The sequence below is a fragment of the Bordetella sp. BOR01 genome, from assembly GCF_019218885.1.
In the GTDB taxonomy this organism is placed as follows: Bacteria; Pseudomonadota; Gammaproteobacteria; order Burkholderiales; family Burkholderiaceae_B; genus Bordetella_A.
The window spans coordinates 924,642-943,771 of sequence record NZ_JAHUWT010000003.1 but is presented as its reverse complement, the minus strand read 5'-3'; the positions used below and the strand labels follow the sequence as shown (position 1 = coordinate 943,771).

General features: G+C 67.0%; 20 protein-coding genes and 1 riboswitch. Of the genes, 9 read left to right on the top strand and 11 right to left on the bottom strand.

Annotated features, from left to right (window positions below):
* The first annotated feature begins 5 nt into the window (after window positions 1-5).
* Complete coding sequence (locus tag KW845_RS19285; RefSeq protein ID WP_218370949.1) at window positions 6-1,277, top strand: amidase; 1,272 nt, start codon at window positions 6-8, stop codon at window positions 1,275-1,277.
* Between the two features lie 40 nt (window positions 1,278-1,317).
* Here the strand turns inward: KW845_RS19285 and ycaC are convergent, their stop codons facing one another.
* A complete protein-coding gene (ycaC, locus tag KW845_RS19280) occupies window positions 1,318-1,944 on the bottom strand; it encodes an isochorismate family cysteine hydrolase YcaC (RefSeq protein ID WP_218370948.1) in 627 nt (208 codons plus the stop codon).
* An 83-nt stretch (window positions 1,945-2,027) separates the two neighbouring features.
* Window positions 2,028-2,894, bottom strand: coding sequence for a pirin family protein (locus KW845_RS19275; protein ID WP_218370947.1), 867 nt, complete (start codon window positions 2,892-2,894; stop codon window positions 2,028-2,030).
* Window positions 2,895-3,023: 129 nt separating this feature from the next.
* Between KW845_RS19275 and KW845_RS19270 the strand changes: the two genes are divergently transcribed.
* Complete coding sequence (locus KW845_RS19270) at window positions 3,024-3,929, top strand: LysR family transcriptional regulator (RefSeq protein ID WP_218370946.1); 906 nt, start codon at window positions 3,024-3,026, stop codon at window positions 3,927-3,929.
* On the opposite strand, the gene bioD is transcribed toward KW845_RS19270, so the two are convergent.
* From bioD to KW845_RS19245, 5 genes are all read right to left on the bottom strand, one after another.
* Window positions 3,926-4,642 carry a dethiobiotin synthase gene (gene bioD, locus KW845_RS19265; RefSeq protein WP_218370945.1) on the bottom strand — a complete coding sequence of 239 codons (717 nt, stop codon included), beginning with the start codon at window positions 4,640-4,642 and terminating at the stop codon, window positions 3,926-3,928. The genes KW845_RS19270 and bioD overlap by 4 nt on opposite strands.
* Window positions 4,632-5,825, bottom strand: a complete 1,194-nt coding sequence (gene bioF, locus KW845_RS19260; RefSeq protein ID WP_218370944.1) for an 8-amino-7-oxononanoate synthase — start codon at window positions 5,823-5,825, stop codon at window positions 4,632-4,634. Before bioF ends, bioD begins: the two co-directional genes overlap by 11 nt.
* Window position 5,826: 1 nt before the next feature.
* Entirely contained in the window at window positions 5,827-7,167 is a 1,341-nt protein-coding gene (locus KW845_RS19255; RefSeq protein WP_218370943.1) for an adenosylmethionine--8-amino-7-oxononanoate transaminase, read from the bottom strand.
* Between the two features lie 287 nt (window positions 7,168-7,454).
* Window positions 7,455-7,943 (bottom strand): thioesterase family protein, encoded by a 489-nt coding sequence (locus KW845_RS19250; protein WP_218370942.1) that lies wholly within the window; start codon window positions 7,941-7,943, stop codon window positions 7,455-7,457.
* 28 nt (window positions 7,944-7,971) lie between these two features.
* The gene (locus KW845_RS19245) at window positions 7,972-8,256 is read right to left on the bottom strand and encodes an acylphosphatase (protein WP_218370941.1); all 285 of its coding nucleotides are present in this window, start codon (window positions 8,254-8,256) and stop codon (window positions 7,972-7,974) included.
* Between the two features lie 80 nt (window positions 8,257-8,336).
* Between KW845_RS19245 and KW845_RS19240 the strand changes: the two genes are divergently transcribed.
* Window positions 8,337-9,500 carry an alpha-hydroxy acid oxidase gene (locus KW845_RS19240; RefSeq protein WP_218370940.1) on the top strand — a complete coding sequence of 388 codons (1,164 nt, stop codon included), beginning with the start codon at window positions 8,337-8,339 and terminating at the stop codon, window positions 9,498-9,500.
* Between the two features lie 92 nt (window positions 9,501-9,592).
* Entirely contained in the window at window positions 9,593-10,423 is an 831-nt protein-coding gene (locus KW845_RS19235) for a GyrI-like domain-containing protein (RefSeq protein WP_218370939.1), read from the top strand.
* A gap of 1 nt (window position 10,424) precedes the next feature.
* On the opposite strand, the gene KW845_RS19230 is transcribed toward KW845_RS19235, so the two are convergent.
* Window positions 10,425-11,453 carry a BMP family protein gene (locus KW845_RS19230; RefSeq protein WP_218370938.1) on the bottom strand — a complete coding sequence of 343 codons (1,029 nt, stop codon included), beginning with the start codon at window positions 11,451-11,453 and terminating at the stop codon, window positions 10,425-10,427.
* Window positions 11,454-11,634: 181 nt separating this feature from the next.
* Between KW845_RS19230 and panE the strand changes: the two genes are divergently transcribed.
* The 3 genes from panE to KW845_RS19215 all read left to right on the top strand — a co-directional run bounded on the left by panE (window position 11,635) and on the right by KW845_RS19215 (window position 13,784).
* Window positions 11,635-12,564, top strand: coding sequence for a 2-dehydropantoate 2-reductase (panE, locus tag KW845_RS19225; protein ID WP_218370937.1), 930 nt, complete (start codon window positions 11,635-11,637; stop codon window positions 12,562-12,564).
* A gap of 88 nt (window positions 12,565-12,652) precedes the next feature.
* Window positions 12,653-13,264, top strand: coding sequence for an NAD(P)-dependent oxidoreductase (locus KW845_RS19220; protein WP_218370936.1), 612 nt, complete (start codon window positions 12,653-12,655; stop codon window positions 13,262-13,264).
* Between the two features lie 16 nt (window positions 13,265-13,280).
* Window positions 13,281-13,784 (top strand): nucleoside 2-deoxyribosyltransferase, encoded by a 504-nt coding sequence (locus KW845_RS19215; RefSeq protein WP_218371429.1) that lies wholly within the window; start codon window positions 13,281-13,283, stop codon window positions 13,782-13,784.
* 6 nt (window positions 13,785-13,790) lie between these two features.
* On the opposite strand, the gene ribB is transcribed toward KW845_RS19215, so the two are convergent.
* The 3 genes from ribB to KW845_RS19200 form a co-directional block, all read right to left on the bottom strand.
* A complete protein-coding gene (gene ribB / locus KW845_RS19210) occupies window positions 13,791-14,492 on the bottom strand; it encodes a 3,4-dihydroxy-2-butanone-4-phosphate synthase (RefSeq protein WP_218370935.1) in 702 nt (233 codons plus the stop codon).
* A gap of 138 nt (window positions 14,493-14,630) precedes the next feature.
* Window positions 14,631-14,783, bottom strand: a riboswitch (FMN riboswitch).
* A 53-nt stretch (window positions 14,784-14,836) separates the two neighbouring features.
* The gene (locus KW845_RS19205) at window positions 14,837-15,316 is read right to left on the bottom strand and encodes an SET domain-containing protein (RefSeq protein WP_218370934.1); all 480 of its coding nucleotides are present in this window, start codon (window positions 15,314-15,316) and stop codon (window positions 14,837-14,839) included.
* Window positions 15,317-15,396: 80 nt separating this feature from the next.
* Window positions 15,397-15,870 (bottom strand): Lrp/AsnC family transcriptional regulator, encoded by a 474-nt coding sequence (locus tag KW845_RS19200; RefSeq protein ID WP_218370933.1) that lies wholly within the window; start codon window positions 15,868-15,870, stop codon window positions 15,397-15,399.
* 93 nt (window positions 15,871-15,963) lie between these two features.
* On the opposite strand from KW845_RS19200, the gene ilvB reads away from it, so the two are divergent.
* The gene (gene ilvB / locus KW845_RS19195; protein WP_218371428.1) at window positions 15,964-17,784 is read left to right on the top strand and encodes a biosynthetic-type acetolactate synthase large subunit; all 1,821 of its coding nucleotides are present in this window, start codon (window positions 15,964-15,966) and stop codon (window positions 17,782-17,784) included.
* Window positions 17,785-17,931: 147 nt separating this feature from the next.
* Window positions 17,932-19,101 (top strand): CaiB/BaiF CoA-transferase family protein, encoded by a 1,170-nt coding sequence (locus KW845_RS19190; protein ID WP_218370932.1) that lies wholly within the window; start codon window positions 17,932-17,934, stop codon window positions 19,099-19,101.
* Window positions 19,102-19,130 lie beyond the last annotated feature (29 nt).

Here is a 19,130-nt window from a genome sequence, read left to right as displayed (position 1 = left end):
CGGATATGAAACCACTGATTCAACTGACTGCCCTGCAGGCCGCGGCTGCGCTGGAAAACCGCGCGACCACGGCGGGTGCCCTGGCCCAGGCTTATCTGGACCGCATCGAGGAACGCAATGGCCAGGTGTGCGCCTATGTGGCGCATGACCCGGACCGCGTGCGCGGCGAGGCCGAGCGGGCCCAGGCCGGGGGCGGCCTGTTGCGGGGGCTGCCGTATGCCGTGAAAGACATCATCGCCACCCGCGACTACCCCACCACCTTCGGTTCGCCCATTTACCAGGGCTACACGCCCGGGCGCGACGCCGGCGTGGTGGCCTGTGCGGCCGAACAGGGCGCGGTGCTGCTGGGCAAGGTGGCTACCGGCGAATTCGCCACCCAGACCCCCGGGGCGGCACGCAACCCGCGCAACCTGGCGCATACGCCGGGCGGGTCGTCCAGCGGCTCGGCGGCGGCGGTGGCCGACGGCATGGCGGTGGCGGCGCTGGGTACCCAGACCACGGGTTCGATTGTGCGGCCCGCCGTGTATTGCGGGGTGGTGGGCTACAAGCCGTCGTTCGGCATGTTGTCCAGCGCGGGAGTCAACGTGCTGAGCCCGTTGCAGGATACGGTCGGGCTGATTACCCGGGACGTGGCTGACGCGGCATTCTTCGCTGCCGGCTTGCACGGCCATCGCCTGCTGCCCGGCGCGCTGGACCGGCCGCGCGTGGGCATCTGCCTGTCGCGCCAATGGGAGCATGCCAAGCCCGAGACGGTGCAAGCCATCGAGCGCCTGGCAGAGCGGCTGGCGCGCGCCGGCGCGCAGGTCAGCCGCATGGAACTGCCTGCCGCCCTGGAAGACCTGCTCGAGGGCCAGGGCCGCATGGTGGCCTACGATGCACGCCAGGCATTGGCCTATGAGCGCACCCGGCATCATGGCCAACTGAGCCCGCGGCTGCAGGCGCGCATGCAGTATGGCGAGCAAACGACCTTGCCCGACTACCTGGCCTTCGCGCAGCGTGCCATGCAGGCCCGCGTACAAGCCCATGCGCTGTTCGATGGGCTGGACGTATTGCTGTATCCGGCCGCCGAGGGCGAGGCCGAACACGGGCTGGACAATTCCGGTTCGCCGCGCTTCGGTGCGCTGTGGACCTTGCTGCATGTGCCGACCGTGTCGTTTCCGATTGCATCGGGGCCTGGCGGGCTGCCGCTGGGCGCGCAGGCCATCGGCGCCTATGGCGACGACTTCCGCACGCTGGCCGCGGCGCAGTTCATCGCGGCCCACGCCGAACCGTTCTAGCGGTGGCGCGGGCGGCCTGGCCGCCCGCGTTCACTGCGGCTTACTTCTGCTGCGTCAGCGTGCTGTAGCTGGTGATCAGGTTGCGGTAGTCGGGGATGTGGTTCGAGAACAGCGTGCCCAGGCCCTCGATATCGTTGCGCCAGTCGCGATGCAGTTCGCATGCCACGCCGAACCAGGTCATCAGTTGGGCGCCGGCGGCGCTCATGCGGTCCCAGGCGGCATCGCGGGTCAGGGCATTGAAGGTGCCCGAAGCATCGCCCACCACAAATACCTCGAAGCCTTCTTCCAGCGCGGCCAGCGCCGGGAATGCCACGCACACTTCGGTGACCACGCCGGCGATGATCAGCTGTTTCTTGCCGGTGGCGCGGACGGCCTTGACGAAGTCTTCGTTGTCCCACGCGTTGATCTGGCCGGGCCGGGCAATGTAGGGTGCGTCGGGAAACAGGGCCTTGAGTTCAGGCACCAGGGGGCCGTTGGGGCCGTCTTCGAAGCTGGTGGTCAGGATGGTGGGCAGCTTGAAGTACTTGGCCAGGTCGGCCAGGGCCAGCACGTTGTTCTTGAACTTGTCCGGATCGATGTCGCGCACCAGTGACAGCAGGCCTGCCTGGTGGTCTACCAGCAGTACGGCGGCGTTGTCTTTGTCCAGGCGAACATAGGGCTTGGTCATGAAACTCTCCAGGGAAACGTAGGAAAAAAGCCCGCATGGGCAGGTGAACGTCCGCGCCGCCACGGGCGGCGGCGCGGACAGGGTCAGTGGGCCAGCTGGCCGAACCGGCCGTGGTTGAAGTCGTCGATGGCCTGGCGGATCTCGGCCTGGTCGTTCATGACGAACGGACCGTAGCCGACGATGGGCTCGTCTATCGGTTCGCCGCTCAAGAGCAACAGCGTGGCCTCGTTATTGGCCTCGATCTGCACCTGGCCACCCTCGCGCGACAGATGCACCAGTTGGGCCTCGCGCACGATCTCGGTGCCGTTGACCAGTACCGTGCCGTGCAGCACGGCCACCGCAAGCGTGCGGCCCTCGGGCAGGCTGAAGGTGGCGGTGCCTTGCTGGTGCAGGCGTACATCCCAGACGTCGATGGGGGTATGCGTGCGCGCCGGGCCGCGCCGACCGTCGAACTCGCCCGCGATGACGCGCACCCGGCCGGCTTCGCCGGGCAGGTCCACTACCGGAATGTCGCGGTCCAGCAGCGTCTGGTAGCCCGGTTCGGACATCTTGTCGCGCGCCGGCAGGTTGACCCACAGTTGCACCATTTCCAGCGCGCCGCCCTGGCGGGTGAAGGCATCGGAGTGGAATTCTTCGTGCAGGATACCGCCGGCCGCCGTCATCCACTGCACGTCGCCCGGGCCGATGTGGCCGCCGGCGCCGGTGGAGTCGCGGTGATCGACCTCGCCCTGGTAGACGATGGTGACGGTTTCAAAGCCGCGATGCGGATGCTGGCCGACGCCGCGCGGTTTCGCGGCCGGTGCAAACTGGGCCGGGCCCGCGTAATCGAGCAGCAGGAAGGGGCTGAGGTGCCGGCCATGGCTGTCGTAGCCGAACAGCGAACGCACAGGAAAGCCGTCGCCCACCCAATGGGGACGGGGCGCGCTGTAGACACCGAGAACTTTCTTCATGGCTTTTCTCCACTGCGGGTTGCGACCCGTGCCGCAACCACCATTCAGAAACTATAAATTCAGGACAATATGTGCGGTAGACCCTAAAATTCCGTCTTAGAGTTCTATTGAAAGAACGATGGGCACACCATGCAAGACCTGAACGACCTGTACTACTTCGTGCAAGTGGTGGATCATGGCGGCTTCGCGCCGGCTGGCCGCGCCCTGGGCGTGCCCAAGTCCAAGCTCAGCCGCCGCATTGCGCTGCTGGAATCCCGGCTGGGTGCCCGCCTGTTGTTGCGCACCACGCGCCAGTTCGCCGTCACCGAGATCGGCCAGACCTACTATGCGCATTGCAAGGCCATGCTGGTCGAGGCCGATGCCGCGGAAGAGGCCGTGGCGCTGACCCGTGCCGAGCCGCGCGGCACGGTGCGGCTGACCTGCCCGGTGGCGTTGCTGGATGCGCAGGTGGCCGACATGCTGGCCGCGTTCATGGCGCAATACCCGCTGGTGCACATTCACCTGGAAGAAACCAATCGGCGGGTGGATGTGGTGGCTGAAGGGATCGACGTGGCGATACGGGTGCGGCCGCCCCCGCTGCAAGACAGCGACCTGGTCATGCGCGTATTGGCCGAGCGCGGCCAATGCCTGGTGGCCAGCCCTGGCCTGCTGCGGCAAACCGGCGTGCCGAGCGCGCCGGCCGACCTGACCGGACTGCCCAGCCTGGGCCTGGGCTTGCCGCAGGGCGAACACGTGTGGAATCTACAGGGGCCGGAGGGCGCCCATGCCGCCGTGCGCCACCAGCCGCGCCTGATCACGCGCGGGATGCTGGCGCTGCGGGCCGCGGCCGTGGCGGGCGTGGGCATCGTGCAACTGCCGACCATGCTGTTGCGCGACCAGTTCGAAGCTGGCGAACTGGTGACCGTGCTGCCCGATTGGGCGCCGCGCCGCGAGATCATCCATGCGGTGTTCGCCTCGCGTCGCGGGCAACTGCCGTCGGTCAGGGCGCTGATCGATTTCCTGGCCGACCGCTTTGCGGCGCTGAACGACGACTAGGTGGAGCGGCCGGCCGGATACAGCGCCGATACCTGCAAATGCCGAGCCGCGGCTACCGGGTCGGGCTGTGCCAGGCACGGCACGCTGCCTATCAAAGGCGCCGCCAGGCGCCGGGCCAGCGCCTGCACATTGGCGGGCGCCTGCTGCATGGCCGGATCGACATGGTTGGCGACCCAGCCCGCCAGGTGCAGTCCACGCGCTGCGATGGCTTCAGCGGTCAGCAGGGCGTGGCTGATGCAGCCCAGCCGCATGCCCACTACCAGTATCACTGGCAGGCCCAACTGCTGCGCCAGGTCGGCGGTATCCCGGGTATCGTCCAGCGGCACGCGGAAGCCTCCTACGCCCTCGACCACCACGGCGTCCGCATGGGCCGTGGCCAAGCGGTACGCCTGCCGTATCGCGGCCGGGTCGAGCACCACGCCGGCGGCGGCCGCCGCGATGTGCGGCGCCACGGCCTGGCGCAATACATACGGGCAGCGTACGGCGTCGGGCAAGGCCACCGAACTGGCGCGGCGCAACTGTTCGACATCTTCGTTGATCCAGCGGCCGCCCTCGCGCCGGGCGCCGGCGGCCACCGCCTTCATGCCGGCGGCGCTCCACCCCTGGCGCGCCGCGGCGTGCAGCAACGCGCAAGCGATCAGTGTCTTGCCGATCTCGGTATCGGTGCCGGTAACGAAGTAGTCGCCGGGCCGCTGCGGGGTATCAGGATGCATGGCCGGCCTCGCTGTCCAACTGGTTCAAGGCGGCGGCCAGCCTGTCCACATCGTCGGCGGTATGCGCCGCCGATAGCGTGACGCGCAAGCGTGCCGTGCCCGGCGGCACGGTGGGGGGGCGGATGGCGGGTACCCACAGGGCATGCCGCTGCAGTTCGGCGGCGGCGCGCAGCGCCTGGGCGTTCTCGCCCAGCACGATGGGCTGGATGGCGGTGCGCGTGGCCCGGTAGTGCCAATGGCGCAGCTGCAGCGCCGCCTGCAACTGCTGCGTCAAGGCGCGCAAGTGCGCGCGCCGCCGGCTGCCTTCGCTGCCTTCGATCAGGTCCATGCTGGCCAGCAAGGCGTGCGCTTGCGCCGGCGCGGCGGCGGTACTGAAGATATACGGCCGGGCGCGGTTGACCAGCCAGTCGATGACGGTGGCGTGCGCCGCCACGAAGGCCCCCGCCACGCCGGCGGCCTTGCCCAGCGTGCCGATCATGACCAGATGCGGGGACCGCAGGCCGGCATGTTCCAGTACGCCGTGGCCGTGTTCGCCCAGCACGCCGAAACCGTGCGCGTCGTCGATCACCAGCCAGGCACCGTGGTGTTCGGCCAGCGCCAGCAATTCACGCAAGGGGGCGATGTCGCCGTCCATCGAGAACACGCCGTCGGATACGATCAAGCGGGTCTTTGCCTGGCTGGCGGCCAGCATCTTTGCCAGCGCGTCCATATCGGCATGGGGATAGACCTGGACGCGGGCGCGCGACAGGCGTGCGCCGTCGATCAGCGAGGCATGGTTCAACGATTCGGAATAGATCTCGGCGTCTTTGCCCGCCAGGGTGCCCAACACGGCCAGGTTGGCCATGTAGCCAGTGCAGAAGTACAGCGCGCGCGCCTGTTCCAGGTGCGGCGCCAGCATGGCCGCCAGCCGCTCTTCCAGCTGCGCGTGGGCGCGGCTGTGTCCGCTGATCAAGTGCGATGCACCGCTGCCCGCGCCGTAGCGCGCAGCCCCTTCGGCCAGCGCCGCGATCACGGCGGGGTGGGCGGCCAGCCCAAGGTAGTCGTTGCTGCAGAACGCCAGCATGTTGCGTCCGTCGACGCGCACGTGCGGTGCGCACGGCGATTCGGCGGTGCGCCGGTGCCGGCGCAGATGCTGTGCATCGAGCTCGCGCAGGGCGGCGTCCAGGGTATCCAGTAGCTGCATGTCAGCGCTCCTCGAGTGCATCGTCCAGCGTGGCCAGCGTCTCGCGCGCCAGCCATGCGGCGGTGTCGTCATCCAGCACATACGGCGGCATCAGGTAGACCGTGTTGCCGATGGGCCGCAGCAACAGCCCGCGCGCCAGTGCCGCGGCGGCATAGCGCGGCCCGAAACCGGGGTCGGCCGCGACGTCGAAGGCCCAGATCATTCCCGTGCGCCGGAAATGGCGCACGGCGCGGCGCGCATGCAGCGGCGCCAGGGCCGCGTCCAGGCCGGCGGCCCGTATGCGGTTGCGCGCCAGCACGTCGTCAGCATCGAAGATGTCCAGGGTGGCCAGCGCGGCGCGGCATGCCAGGGGATTGCCGGTGTACGAGTGCGAGTGCAGGAAGCCGCGCGCCACGTCGTCGTCGTAGAAAGCCGCGTGGATCGCATCGGTGCTCAGTACCAGGGACAAAGGCAGGTAACCGCCCGTGATGCCCTTGGACAGGGTCATCAGGTCGGGCCAGATGCCGGCTTGCTCGCAGGCGAAGAACGAGCCGGTGCGTCCGCAGCCCACCGCGATTTCGTCGGCGATCAGGTGGACCTGGTAGCGGTCGCAAAGCTCGCGCACCTGCCGCAGGTACGAAGGCGCGTGCATGGCCATGCCGGCCGCGCATTGCACCAGCGGCTCGACGATGACGGCGGCGATATGCGGGTGCCGGTCTTCAAGCAAGGCCTGCAATTCGGCCGCCGCGCGCTGTGCCGCGGCGTCGGCCGGTTCGTCCGCATGCGCGGCCCGTGCATCGGGCGAGGCCACGACATGGGCCTGGCGCAGCAGCGGCCCATAGGCATCGCGGAACACGGCGACATCGGTCACGCCCAGTGCGCCCAGGGTCTCGCCGTGATAGCCGTGGCGCACGCAGACGAATTCGCGCTTGCCGGCATGGCCCTGGTTGCGCCACGCGTGAAAACTCATTTTCAAGGCGATTTCCACCGCCGATGCACCGTCCGAGGCGTAAAAGCAGTGGCCCAGGGCGGCACCGGTCAAGGCCGACAGGCGCTCGGCCAGTTCGACCGCCGGGGCATGGGTGCAACCGGCCAGCATGGCATGCGGCAAGCGGCCAAGCTGGTCGTTCAAGGCGGCATTGATGCGCGTATTGGCATGGCCGAACAGGTTGACCCACCACGAACTGATGGCATCCAGGTAGCGGCGGCCGTCCATGTCGACCAGCCAGGGGCCTGCCCCATGCGACAGCGCCAGCAGCGGCATCGCTGCCTGGCGCTTCATCTGCGTGCACGGATGCCAGACGTGGCGCAGGCTGCGCTGGCGCCATTCGGCTGTGCTTGAGGTGTGTGGGCGATCGTGCATGCGCGGCTTCCCCGAAACAATGCCTGGCCGGTCGCCGCGCGACAGGCGGCAAAACTCGGAAAGCCGGCAGGGCTGTCAAGGGGCGGATAGTAGGAAGGCGCGCCAGGGACTGCAATCCCCTGCTATTGATCGAAATTATCTGGTAGATACCAGAAGAAGGCGTGACTTGAGCCCACGTTGAGGATATCGCGCTCGCATCGGGCGTGCATCGGGCGGCTATCCGCAAGGCCAGCCAGATGAAACAAATTGTGAATCAGTGCGCCCGCGGCCGGCAGCGCCGTGCGACGCTAGGCCGTGCGCGCCAGGGCCAGGCGCCGCACATGGCGCTCGGGCAGCGGGGCCGAAGCATGCGCCTGCGCGGCGGCCTGCAGCGACTGCACCAATGTGTCGGGGAAAGGCTGGCTGCGCCGCGTATCCAGGTTCACGTGCACCGAGAGTTGTTCCATGGTGGCGGCCAGGTAGTTGTCGCGGGTCTGGAACAGTTCCATCAGGCACAGCAGGCGCTTGGTATCCGCGCCCAGCACGCGCAGCCGCAGTTCCAGCGGGTCGCCGACCAGCAATTCGCGGCGGTAATTGACGGCGATGTCCACCGTATAGATGCCGCAGCGCGATGTACGGGTGTAGCTTTCGCCCACCCCCAGCGCATCCAGCAGTTGGTAGCCGGTGTGATCGAACACCCCCACATAACGAGCGGCGTTCATGTGGCCGTACAGGTCGATCCAGGCAGGGTCGACGGTCAGTTGCGTGCGGGGCAGTTCAAGGGCGGACGCGGGCATGACGGGTTCCGTAGAGAGGGCGGTTACCCTAGAGTTGTTCGAAGCGCACGTAGCGCTTGTCGGTGTAGTCGCGCTCGGTGATCAGGTCGCGCACGATGGCGGCCGGGGGGCCGCGGCGCAGCCATTCGAGCATATGGTCGACCTGGTCGGGGGTGCCTTGCACCAGGGCCTGGACGGTGCCGTCTTCCATGTTCTGCACCCAGCCGGTAACGCCCAGCATATGGGCGCGCCGCACGGTGGCGTGCCGGTAGCCCACGCCCTGCACCACACCCTTGATGATGACGTGCACGGTTTCGTGTCGGGGGACTTGCATGCTGCGATTCCTTTCGATACTAGGGGCGCGCGTATACTTGCTACGCCCTTTTGGTCCTCTATTTTCCCCAATAGTGTCCCATGAACCCGAACCTTGCCAAGATCACCTGCATTGAAGATTTGCGCATCCTCGCGCAGAAGCGCGTGCCGCGCATGTTCTACGACTATGCCGATTCCGGTGCCTGGACTGAAGGCACTTATCGCGCCAACCAGGCCGACTTCCAGGCGATCAAGCTGCGCCAGCGGGTGGCGGTGGACATGGAAGGCCGTTCGCTGCGTACCACCATGGCCGGCGCCGACGCGGTGATGCCGGTGGCCATTGCGCCCACCGGCCTGACGGGCATGCAGCATGCCGACGGCGAAATGGTGGCCGCGCAGGCCGCCGCCGAGTTCGGCGTGCCCTTCACCCTGTCGACCATGAGCATCTGCTCGATCGAAGACGTGGCGCGCGCCACCGGCAAGCCGTTCTGGTTCCAGCTGTATGTGATGCGCGACCGCGAGTACGTGGCCAACCTGATCGATCGCGCCAAGGCGGCCGGCTGCTCGGCGCTGGTGCTGACGCTCGACCTGCAGATACTGGGCCAGCGCCACAAAGATATTCGCAACGGGCTGTCGGCGCCGCCCAAGCCCACGCTGGCCAACCTGCTCAACCTGGCCACCAAGCCGCGTTGGTGCCTGGGCATGCTGGGTACGCCGCGCCGCACGTTCGGCAATATCGTCGGCCACGCCAAGGGCGTGACCGACCTGTCTTCGCTGTCGTCCTGGACGGCCGAGCAGTTCGATCCGCGGCTGAGCTGGGCCGACGTCGAATGGATCAAGCAGCGCTGGGGCGGCAAGCTGATCCTCAAGGGCATCCTGGATGTCGAGGACGCGCGCCTGGCGGCCGACAGCGGCGCGGATGCCCTGATCGTCAGCAACCATGGCGGGCGCCAGCTTGACGGTGCGATGTCGTCGATTGCCGCCCTGCCGGCCATCGCCGATGCGGTGGGCTCGCGCATCGAAGTATGGATGGATGGCGGCATCCGCTCGGGACAAGACGTATTGAAGGCCGTGGCGCTGGGCGCGCGCGGCACGATGATCGGGCGCGCGTTCCTGTATGGCCTGGGGGCGTATGGCAAGGCGGGCGTCACGCGCACGCTGGAGATTCTATACAAGGAAATGGACGTCACCATGGCGTTGTGCGGGCGCAAGTCGCTCACGCCGGGCGATCGCAGTGTGTTGCTGCCGGGCACGTATCCCCACTGATCTTGCGGGTTTGGTGCCTGGCCAGGCGCTTCTTGGCAAAACCGCAAAATCTGCAAAGTGGTGGCCGATACAGTGGAAGCCCTGGAGGACACATGAAATCCAAGACCCGCATCCACTACGCCAACCGGCTGGAACCGGTGCTGCAATGGTTGGCCTCGCATCCCGACGCGGCGCCCGACCTGTATTACCTGGCCGACTTGGCATGCCTGTCGCCGTATCATTTCCATCGCGTGTACCGCGCGTTGATGGGCGAGACGGTGAACGCCACGATGCTGCGCGTGCGCATGCACCGGGCGTCGGTGGACCTGGCGGGTGACCGGCCCATGCAGCAAGTGGCGCAACGCGCCGGATACACGTCGCAAGCCGCTTTCAACCGGGCTTTCGGCACCGTGTTCGGGGTGCCGCCGGGCCGTTATCGTCATGCGCGCTCCAGGCCTTTCAACCCTCAGGAGCTTGGCATGTATCCCACTACCATCGAGCAATTTGCCGGCGCGTCGCTGGCCACCCTGGCGCACCAGGGCGACTATCAACACATCGGGGCCACCTTCGACCGCCTGTTCATGCTGGCTTCCAGCCGCGACCTGGTCGGACCCGCCACGCGGTCGTTCGGCGTGTACTACGACGACCCGGCGCAGGTGCCGGCCGACAAGCTGCGTTCGCGCGCCGGCCTGACCCTGCCCGACGGCGCTGCGGCCGATGCGGTATTCGAACCGTTCGCGCTGCCGGCCGCGCCCTGCGCGGTGCTGGAGTACACCGGGCCCTATAGCGAAATCGAAGCCGCCTACCACTGGCTGTTCTCGGAATGGCTGCCGGGCAGCGGCCACGAGACGCTGGATTTCCCCATGTGGGAAGAGTACGTGAACGATCCCAAGACCACGCCCGCGGCCGAGCTGAAGACGCGCATCTATCTGCCGCTGGCCTGATTCATGGGGCGGTGGGGTGCGGCGGATTGTCGTTGATCTTGACGCTGAAGGTGCCGTCCAGGATGGTTTTCTGCCGGGCCTGGACGCTGGCCATCAGCCCGCCGGGCAGTTTGTCGGCAAAGGTGCCCAGCGGCGCCAGCATCGAGCCCTGGTAGCGCATCTGCGAATACTTGCCGTAGTCGTCGGCCTTGAAAGTGCCGCGCCTGACCATGGTAAGCGCCCGTTCGATGGTGGGCTCCATGTTCCACAGCGCCGAGGTCACGACGGTGTCCGGATATTGCGGCTGGGTGTCGATGACGTTGCCGATGGCCAGCTTGCCGCGCGCTTGCGCGGCCTCGGCCACGCCGAAGCGTTCGGCATATAGCACGTCGACCCCCTGGTCGATCATGGCAAAGGCAGCTTGCTTGGCCTTGGGCGGGTCGAACCAGGAACCGATGAACGTCACGTAGAACCGCGCGTCGGGGTTGATTTCGCGTACGCCGTCCATGAAGGCGTGCATCAGGCGGTTGACTTCAGGAATGGGGTAGCCGCCCACCAGGCCGATCTTGCCATTCTTGCTCAGGCCGCCGGCGATCATGCCGGTCAGGTAGGCGGCTTCCTGGATGTAGTTGTCGAACACCGAGAAATTGGGTTGCTGGGGGCGTCCCGAAGATCCCATCAGGAAGGCGATTCGCGGGTAGTCCAGGGCCACCTTGCGGGCGGCTTCTTCGGCACGGAACGCTTCGCCCACGATCAGTTGCACACCTTGGTCGGCATGCTTGCGCAAGGCGCGTTCGTACATGCCGTGAGACACGTTTTCCGAGTAGGCGTAGTCGATATCGCCGCGCGTGCGGGCCAGGACGAGCGCCCGGTGCACGCGCGAGACCCATTGCTGTCCGATGGGCACGGTATAGACCGCGGCGACCTTGATCTGGCTTGGCGCCCGGGCGTACGTCCGGCCCGCCGCCAGCCAGGCGCATGCCGCGCCCAGCCGCAGTATCGTGCTGCGCCGCATGCGTCCGGTGACCGACAGGGAAGTGCGGAATGTCATTGACAAGGGCTCCTGCACGCAACGCGATAAGAGTCGAGGCGTGCCACACCAGATTGGTTTTTTTGCGCACCGCGAATGATTATAGGCAGCTTGTTCCGCGCAAGCATCGCCCGGGTGCATAATCTTGTGTCGTGCGCGCCGCATGGCGAGGCGGCGCCGAATTTTTCCAGCGGAGACACTGATGCGATTGTTGTTTCTTGGCGCCGGCGGTACGGGCGGCTATTTCGGCGGACGGGCTGCCCAGGCGGGCGCCGACGTCACCTTCCTGGTGCGCGAGGCGCGTGCGCAAAAGCTGCGCACGCAGGGCTTGCGCATCGAAAGCCCGCGCGGCGACGCGGTGCTGAGCCCCAAGATCGTGACCGAAGGCGAACTGGACGGCGCCTACGACGGGGTGGTGATCAGTTGCAAGGCCTATGACCTGCCCAGTGCCATCGCGGCAATCCGCCCGGCGGTGGGCGAGCATACGGCCATCTTGCCCATCATGAACGGCGTGCTGCAGTACGACACACTGGATGCCGAGTTCGGCGCGGCACGGGTGCTGGGCGGCCTGTGCCAGATCAATGCCACGCTGGGCCCCGACGGCCAGGTGCGGCACCTGGGCCAGCATGCGGCGCTGGTGTTCGGCGAACGTGCGGGCGAACCGCGCAGCGCGCGCTGCGTGGCACTCGAGGCGGCCTTCACCGACGCGGCCTTCAGCAGCCGCCTGAGCAGCGCCATCCAGCAGGACGTCTGGGAAAAATACGTGTTCCTGACCACCATGGCGGCGGCCACCTGCCTGATGCGCGGGCCGGTGGGCCAGATCGTGTCCACCGACGATGGCGAGGCCATCGTGCGCGATCTGCTGCGCGAATGCCAGCAGGTGGCGGCGGCTTCGGGCCACACCGTGCGCGCCGAGGCCGATGCGGCCGCCCTGAAGGTGCTGACCGACCGCGAATCGTCCATGACGGCATCCATGTTCCGCGACCTGAGCCAGGGTGGCCGGGTCGAGGCCGACCATATCGTGGGCGACATGGTGCATCGCGGCCGCAACCTGGGGCTGGACATGCAGACCTTGCGCATGGCCTATGCGCATCTGCAGGTGTACCAGGCGCAGCGCGCCATTGATGCATGATGTGCAACTGATTATCGCGCGCGGCGGTCTTTGTGCGCGCGGGCGGCGCGGCTAGCATGGAGTATCCCTACTGTTTCCGGAGCACACCATGAACATCGCACTGATCGGTATCACGGGCCGCGTGGGTTCGCGCATCGCCGACGAACTGCTGCGCCGCGGCCACCAGGTCACAGGCATTGCGCGCAATCCCGCCGAGGTGGTCGAACGGCCCGGCCTGGTGGCCAGGCAGGGCGACGCCACCGACCCCGCCGCGCTGGCGCCGCTGCTGGCCGGCCACGATGCGGTGATCAGCGCCGCCAGGTTCGTATCGACCGATGCCAAGCCGCTGGTGGCGGCCGTGCAAAGCGCCGGCGTACCCCGCCTGTTGGTGGTGGGCGGCGCGGGCAGCCTGCGGGTCGCACCGGGAATGATGCTGATCGATACGCCCGAATTCCCCGATGCCTACAAGCCCGAGGCGCGCGCTGGCGTGGTGTTCCTGGATACCCTGCGCCACGAACACACGCTGGACTGGACCTTCCTGTCGCCGTCGGCCCTGTTCGAGCCGGGCGAGCGTACCGGCAAGTTCCGCGTGGGTGGCGACGAACTGCTGGCCGATGATGAGGGCAAGAGCTGGATCTCGATGGAAGACTACGCGATCGCGCTGGTCGACGAACTGGAATCGCCGCGCCATGCGCGGCGCCGTTTCACGGTCGGGTATTGAGTCCGGCCGCATGATCATGAAGCGCATCTACCTGGCCGGCTTTGATGTGTTCCGCGCCGATTCGCTGGCGCATGGCGAATGGCTGAAGCTGCAATGCCAGAGCCATGGCTTCACGGGCCTGTATCCGCTGGATAGCCAGGCGCCCGCGGGCCTGCCGGCCCGGGCACTGGCCCAGTGGATCTACGAAGCCAATACGGCGCTGATCCGCGCGTCCGATGCGGTGTTGGCCAACCTGAACGCGTTTCGCGGCGCCGAGCCCGATTCGGGCACGGCCTTCGAGGTAGGCTATGCCGTTGCCCTGGGCAAGCCGGTATGGGCGTATGTGGACCATGCCGATACGCTGGTGCAGAGGCTGGCCGTGGCGCAGGCGGACGACCCGCCGCGCCATGTCGATGCACAGGGGCACACCGTGGAAGACTTCGGGTTGAACCTGAACCTGATGCTGGCGTGCAGTGCCACGGTGGTGGTGGGCGATGCCGCGCAATGCCTGGGCCGCATGGCGCAGGCACTGCGGGACTGAGCGCGGCTAGGCGACAGCCAGGGCTGGCTGTACCGGGGCTTGCGCGCCCAACTGCCGGCGGTGGTCGGCCAGTTCGGCGATGGTCAGGGCCACCAGGCCGTGTTCGGCGGCGTAGCGGGCGATGCTGGGCCCGCGCGACATGGTGCCGTCGGGATTCATCAGCTCGCACAGTACCGCGGCTGGACGCAGGCCTGCCAGCATGGCCAGGTCGACCGAGCCTTCGGTGTGGCCGCGCCGTGCCAGCACGCCGCCGGGTTGGGCACGCAGCGGGAATACGTGGCCGGGGCTGACGATGTCGCCGGCCTGCGCGCCGGGGGCGATGGCGGCACGGATGGTGGTGACGCGGTCGGCGGCCGATACGCCGGTGGATACGCCCAGGCGCGCTTCGATCGATACGGTGAATGCCGTGCTGTAGCGGCTTTCGTTGTGGGCGACCATGGGTGGCAGCTGCAGCTGTTGCAGCGTGTCGTCGGTCAGGCACAGGCAGACGATACCGCTGCAATCGCGGATCAGTTGCGCCATGACGGGCACGCTGAGCTTGTCGGCGGCCACGATCAGGTCGGCCTCGTTCTCGCGGTCGAAGTCGTCCATCAGGATGACCGGGCGGCCCAGGCGCAGGTGATGCAGCGCGCGCGCCAGGCGTGCCTTGAAGGGCTGGGCGTACAGGTCCGGGGGAAGGTACGGTACCGAGGGGATTGCGGTGGACATTGAAACGCTCTCGCAAGTGGAAGTTGGCGAAAAACGTTTCAGGGCTAACGACAGCCAAACGCAAATCCGCGCGCCGGCAGGGCTGCGCCCCGGCAGGTGGCCGACGCGCGCACCCCGCCTGCAGGCGGGAATGAGCTGGCACATCTTCTTTCATCCGGACTATGACCGTCGGCCCTGGCATCGCACCAGATCTGCTGACCCCGGCTGCCGTAAGGCACGCCGGGCGCTCGCGGGCTTGCCGCATTGCGGCTTACCGCCGGTGGGGATTTTCGCCCCGCCCTGAAGACGTACTGCTATGGCCGCACGGTGCGGCCACCGCCATTGTACGCCTGGGCGGGCAGGCCCTATTTCTGCTTTTTCTTCAGGGCCAGCATGGTGCCGCGGCAAGCCGGCGTGCCGCACAGGCACAGATAGGCAGCCTTCAGTTTCTTGGTGATCCGGCCATCGAGCACCAGGCCGTAGTCGTAGAACAGTTCTTCGCCACGGGCAATGTCGCGCAGCGCCGTGATGTACACCCGCTTGCCGTGGCGGCCTTCTTGCGCCTCGCAATTGGGTTCGCACGAATGATTGATCCACCGTGCGTCGTTGCCGCTGTCGCCGCCGTCGATCACGCGGCCCGTAGTGAGCGCGAAGAAAAACGTGTGGAACGGATCGTCGGGATTGGTGGGATGGCGGCGATCGGCTTCTTTGGCGCTGATGCGCTCGCCGCCGTATTCGATGATGCGCGTGCCGGCCGGGATTTTACGTGCGGCAAACACGCCATTGCCGTGCAGCTTGGAGCGGCGCACGGCGTGCCAGGGCTTGGTGGGTTCAGCGTTGGTCATGAAAGATGGCAAGAGGCATGTAGCTGGGCAGCGGGGATTATATCGGCGCAGGGCGCGCGCGGTGATGACAGCCGCGAGGTTTATTCTGCCACCGGTGCTGTCAGCGGCAGCTGGGTTTCCTTCAGGCGGCGCAGCACGAAGCAGGACTTGCTGTGGCGTATGCCGGGAATGCGGTAGAGCCGTTCGCGCAGCAGCCGTTCGTAGTCGCGCGTATCGCGCACCGCGATGCGGATGTAGTAGTCGTAGTCGCCCGAGACCAGGAAGGCTTCCAGTACTTCCGGAATCTGCGCCAGCGCGCGGCCGAATTCGTACAGGGTTTCCTCGCTGTGGCTTTCCAGCGTGACGTGCACAATGACCGTGTCCATGAAGCCCAGGCTGGCCGGATCGATGTCCACCGTGTAGCCGCGGATGACGCCGGCCGACTCCATGCGCTTGATGCGATTCCAGCAGGGCGTGGACGACAGGCCGACCTCGGCGCCGATTTCATTGAGGCTGGCACGGGCGTTCTGTTGCAGCGCCTTGAGAATGGCGAGATCGAACTTGTCCAGTTTCATTTTCTGGATTTCCGGTGAAATAAAGATGAATTTACTGGAAAATCCAGGAATTCGTAGAAAAGAAGAGAAATCTTCTTTGCAGATCGGCATAACATATTCAGTATGAATGACCGCCTCCACGCCACCGCCCTTGCCGCCTTGCGCCACGACGAATCCCCTGCCCGCAACGGTGCCGAAATTCTGCTCGACACCCTGATCGAACGGGGTGTCGATACGGTGTTCGGCTACCCCGGCGGGGCCGTGTTGCCGCTGTACGACGCCTTGTACGCCGAGCCGCGCCTGCGCCATGTGCTGGTGCGCCATGAACAGGCGGCGGTGCACGCGGCGGAAGGCTACGCCCGCACCACGGGCCGGCCGGGCGTCGTGTTCGTGACCTCGGGCCCGGGCATGGCCAACACCACGTCGGGCCTGCTGGACGCCATGTGCGATTCGATTCCGGTGCTGTGCGTCAGCGGCCAGGTGGCCACCTCGGCCATTGGTACCGACGCGTTCCAGGAATGCGACGCCATGGGGATCTCGCGCTCGGTCACCAAGTGGAATACGCAGGTTCGCGTGGTTGAAGATGTGGCCGACGTGGTGGGCCGGGCCTTCGACCTGACCCGCCAGGGGCGGCCCGGGCCGGTGCTGGTGGACTTCCCGAAAGACGTGCAACTGGCCAGGCCGGTGCATGCCGCGGATGCGGCGGCATCGGAGCACCGGCGGTTGGCCGTGCTGCGCGCGCGCCGCCAAGCCGGCAAGGCGCCCCTGAAGTTGCCGCAGACGGCCGTGCGCCGCGCCGCGACGCTGATCGCGCAGGCGCGCCGGCCGGTTTTCTATGGCGGCGGCGGCCTGGTCAATTCCGGCCCCGAGGCCTGCCAGGCCTTTACCGAACTGGTGCGCCACACGGGCGCGCCGTGCACGCTGACGCTGATGGGCCTGGGTGCCTTCCCGGCGTCGGACCCGCAATTCGTGGGCATGCTGGGCATGCACGGCACGCTGGAAGCCAACATGGCCATGCACCATGCCGACCTGGTGGTGTGCATAGGCGCGCGCTTCGATGACCGCATCACCGGCAAGCTGGCCGAGTTCTGCCCGCATGCGCGCAAGATCCATATCGATATCGATCCCGCGTCGATCAACAAGGTGGTGCGGGTGGATGTGGCGTTGGTGGGCGATTGCCTGCCGCTGGTCCAGGCGTTGCGGGCTGCCCTGGACGAGCAGCCGTTGCCGGCCGGCCGGCTGGCCGACTGGTGGCGCCGCGTCGAGGCCTGGCGTGCCAAGGACTGCCTGGCTTGTCCGCCGGCAGGCGAGGCCATCCTGCCGCAGCAATTGATGCAGCGCCTGAATGCCGCGCTGGCCGGCCGGGATGCCATCGTGTCCACCGATGTGGGCCAGCACCAGATGTGGGCCGCCCAGTACCTGCGCTTTGACCGCCCCAACCGCTGGCTGACCTCGGGTGGCGCGGGCACCATGGGCTATGGCGTGCCCGCCGCGATCGGCGCCCAGGTGGCGCACCCGGACAAGACGGTGGTGTGCGTCAGCGGCGATGCGTCGGTGCTGATGAATATCCAGGAACTGTCTACCGCCATGCAGCACGATACGCCGGTGAAAGTGGTGTTGTGCAACAACGGCTACATGGGCATGGTGCGCCAGTGGCAAGAACTGATACATGGTGGGCGCTACAGCCACAGCTATAACGCATCGTTGCCCGATTTCGTGGCGCTGGCCAAGGCGTTCGGCTGGGGCGCGGCGCGGGTCGATGATCCGGCGCGCCTGGACGAGGCACTGGCGCAATGCCTGGCGCACCCGGGGCCGTACTTCCTGGACGTGGCGGTGGCCGAGCAGGAAAACTGCTTTCCCATGATGCCGGCCGGCGAAGGGCACCATCGGATGATGTTGGGCGACGGCGTCTGGTACGAAGACGATACGGCCTGATCCCCGGCGCCCGCCCGGCGCCGCTTCCAGGTTCGGCGAACCTGGCTTAGAGCGTTTCGAACGCTTCCTTAGAACATTTGAACTGGACGCGTCGCGGGCCGCTTCCTAGACTCCCGGTCACGAGTTGACGATGATCGAGGAGACAACGTGCTGAGTCGGGCGCTGGACAATATTCGCGTGCTGGATCTGTCGCGGATCCTGGCGGGACCATGGTGTACGCAGAACCTGGCCGACCTGGGCGCGGACGTCATCAAGGTCGAGCGTCCCGGGCAGGGCGACGATACCCGCAAGTGGGGGCCGCCCTATCTGCAGTCCCGCGATGGCGAAGAAACGCTGTCCGCCTATTTCACGTGCTGCAACCGCAACAAGCGCTCGATCTGCCTGGATTTCTCGCAGGCCGACGGACAACGCGCGCTGCATGAGCTGGTGCGCACCTGCGATGTCCTGGTCGAGAACTACAAGAGCGGCACGCTCGAACGCTACGGGTTGGGCTACGACAGCCTGAAGGCACTGCGCCCCGATCTGGTGTACGTGTCGATCACCGGCTACGGACAGGATGGCCCGCGGGCGGCGCAGCCGGGGTATGACTATATTTTCCAGGGCATGGGCGGCCTGATGAGCCATACCGGCGTCGCGGACGGCGAACTCGGTGCCGGCCCCCTGCGCGCCGGTATCCCGGTGGTGGATATCTCTACGGGCATGTATGCCACTTCGGCCATCCTGGCCGCGCTGCTGCAGCGCACGCGCACCGGCCAGGGGGCGCACCTGGATATCGCGCTGCTCGATGTCGCGGTGGCAATCAATGCCAACCAGGGGGCGAACTTCCTGGTGTCCGGCCGCAACCCCGGGCGCAGCGGCAATGCGCATCCCAACCTGGCGCCGTACGAAGTCTTCAAGGCGCGCGATGGCTATTTCATCCTGGCCGTGGGCAACGACAACCAGTTCGCCAAGCTTTGCACGCTGTGCGGCGATACGGACCTGGCGCGCGACCCGCGCTTCGCCACCAATGCCGATCGCGTGCAGAACATGGGCGCGCTGCGCGAAGTGCTTGGCAAGATCATCGCTGCGCAAGACCGCGCCCATTGGGCCGGGGGCCTGGAGTCGGCCGGTATCGCGTGGGGGCCCGTCAACGGGCTGGATGAGGTCTTCGCCGACGAGCAGGTGCGCCACCGGGCCATGCTGAGGCACGCGTCGCACCCTCGTTTCGGCGACATCCCGCTGGTTCGCAATCCGATGCTGGGCCGCGACAGCACCGCGCCGATGCGTCCGCCGCCATTGATGGGCGAACACACCCGCGAGGTGCTGGGCGAACCCTGAGCGGGCCCGCCTATGCCGCGCCATGGCAT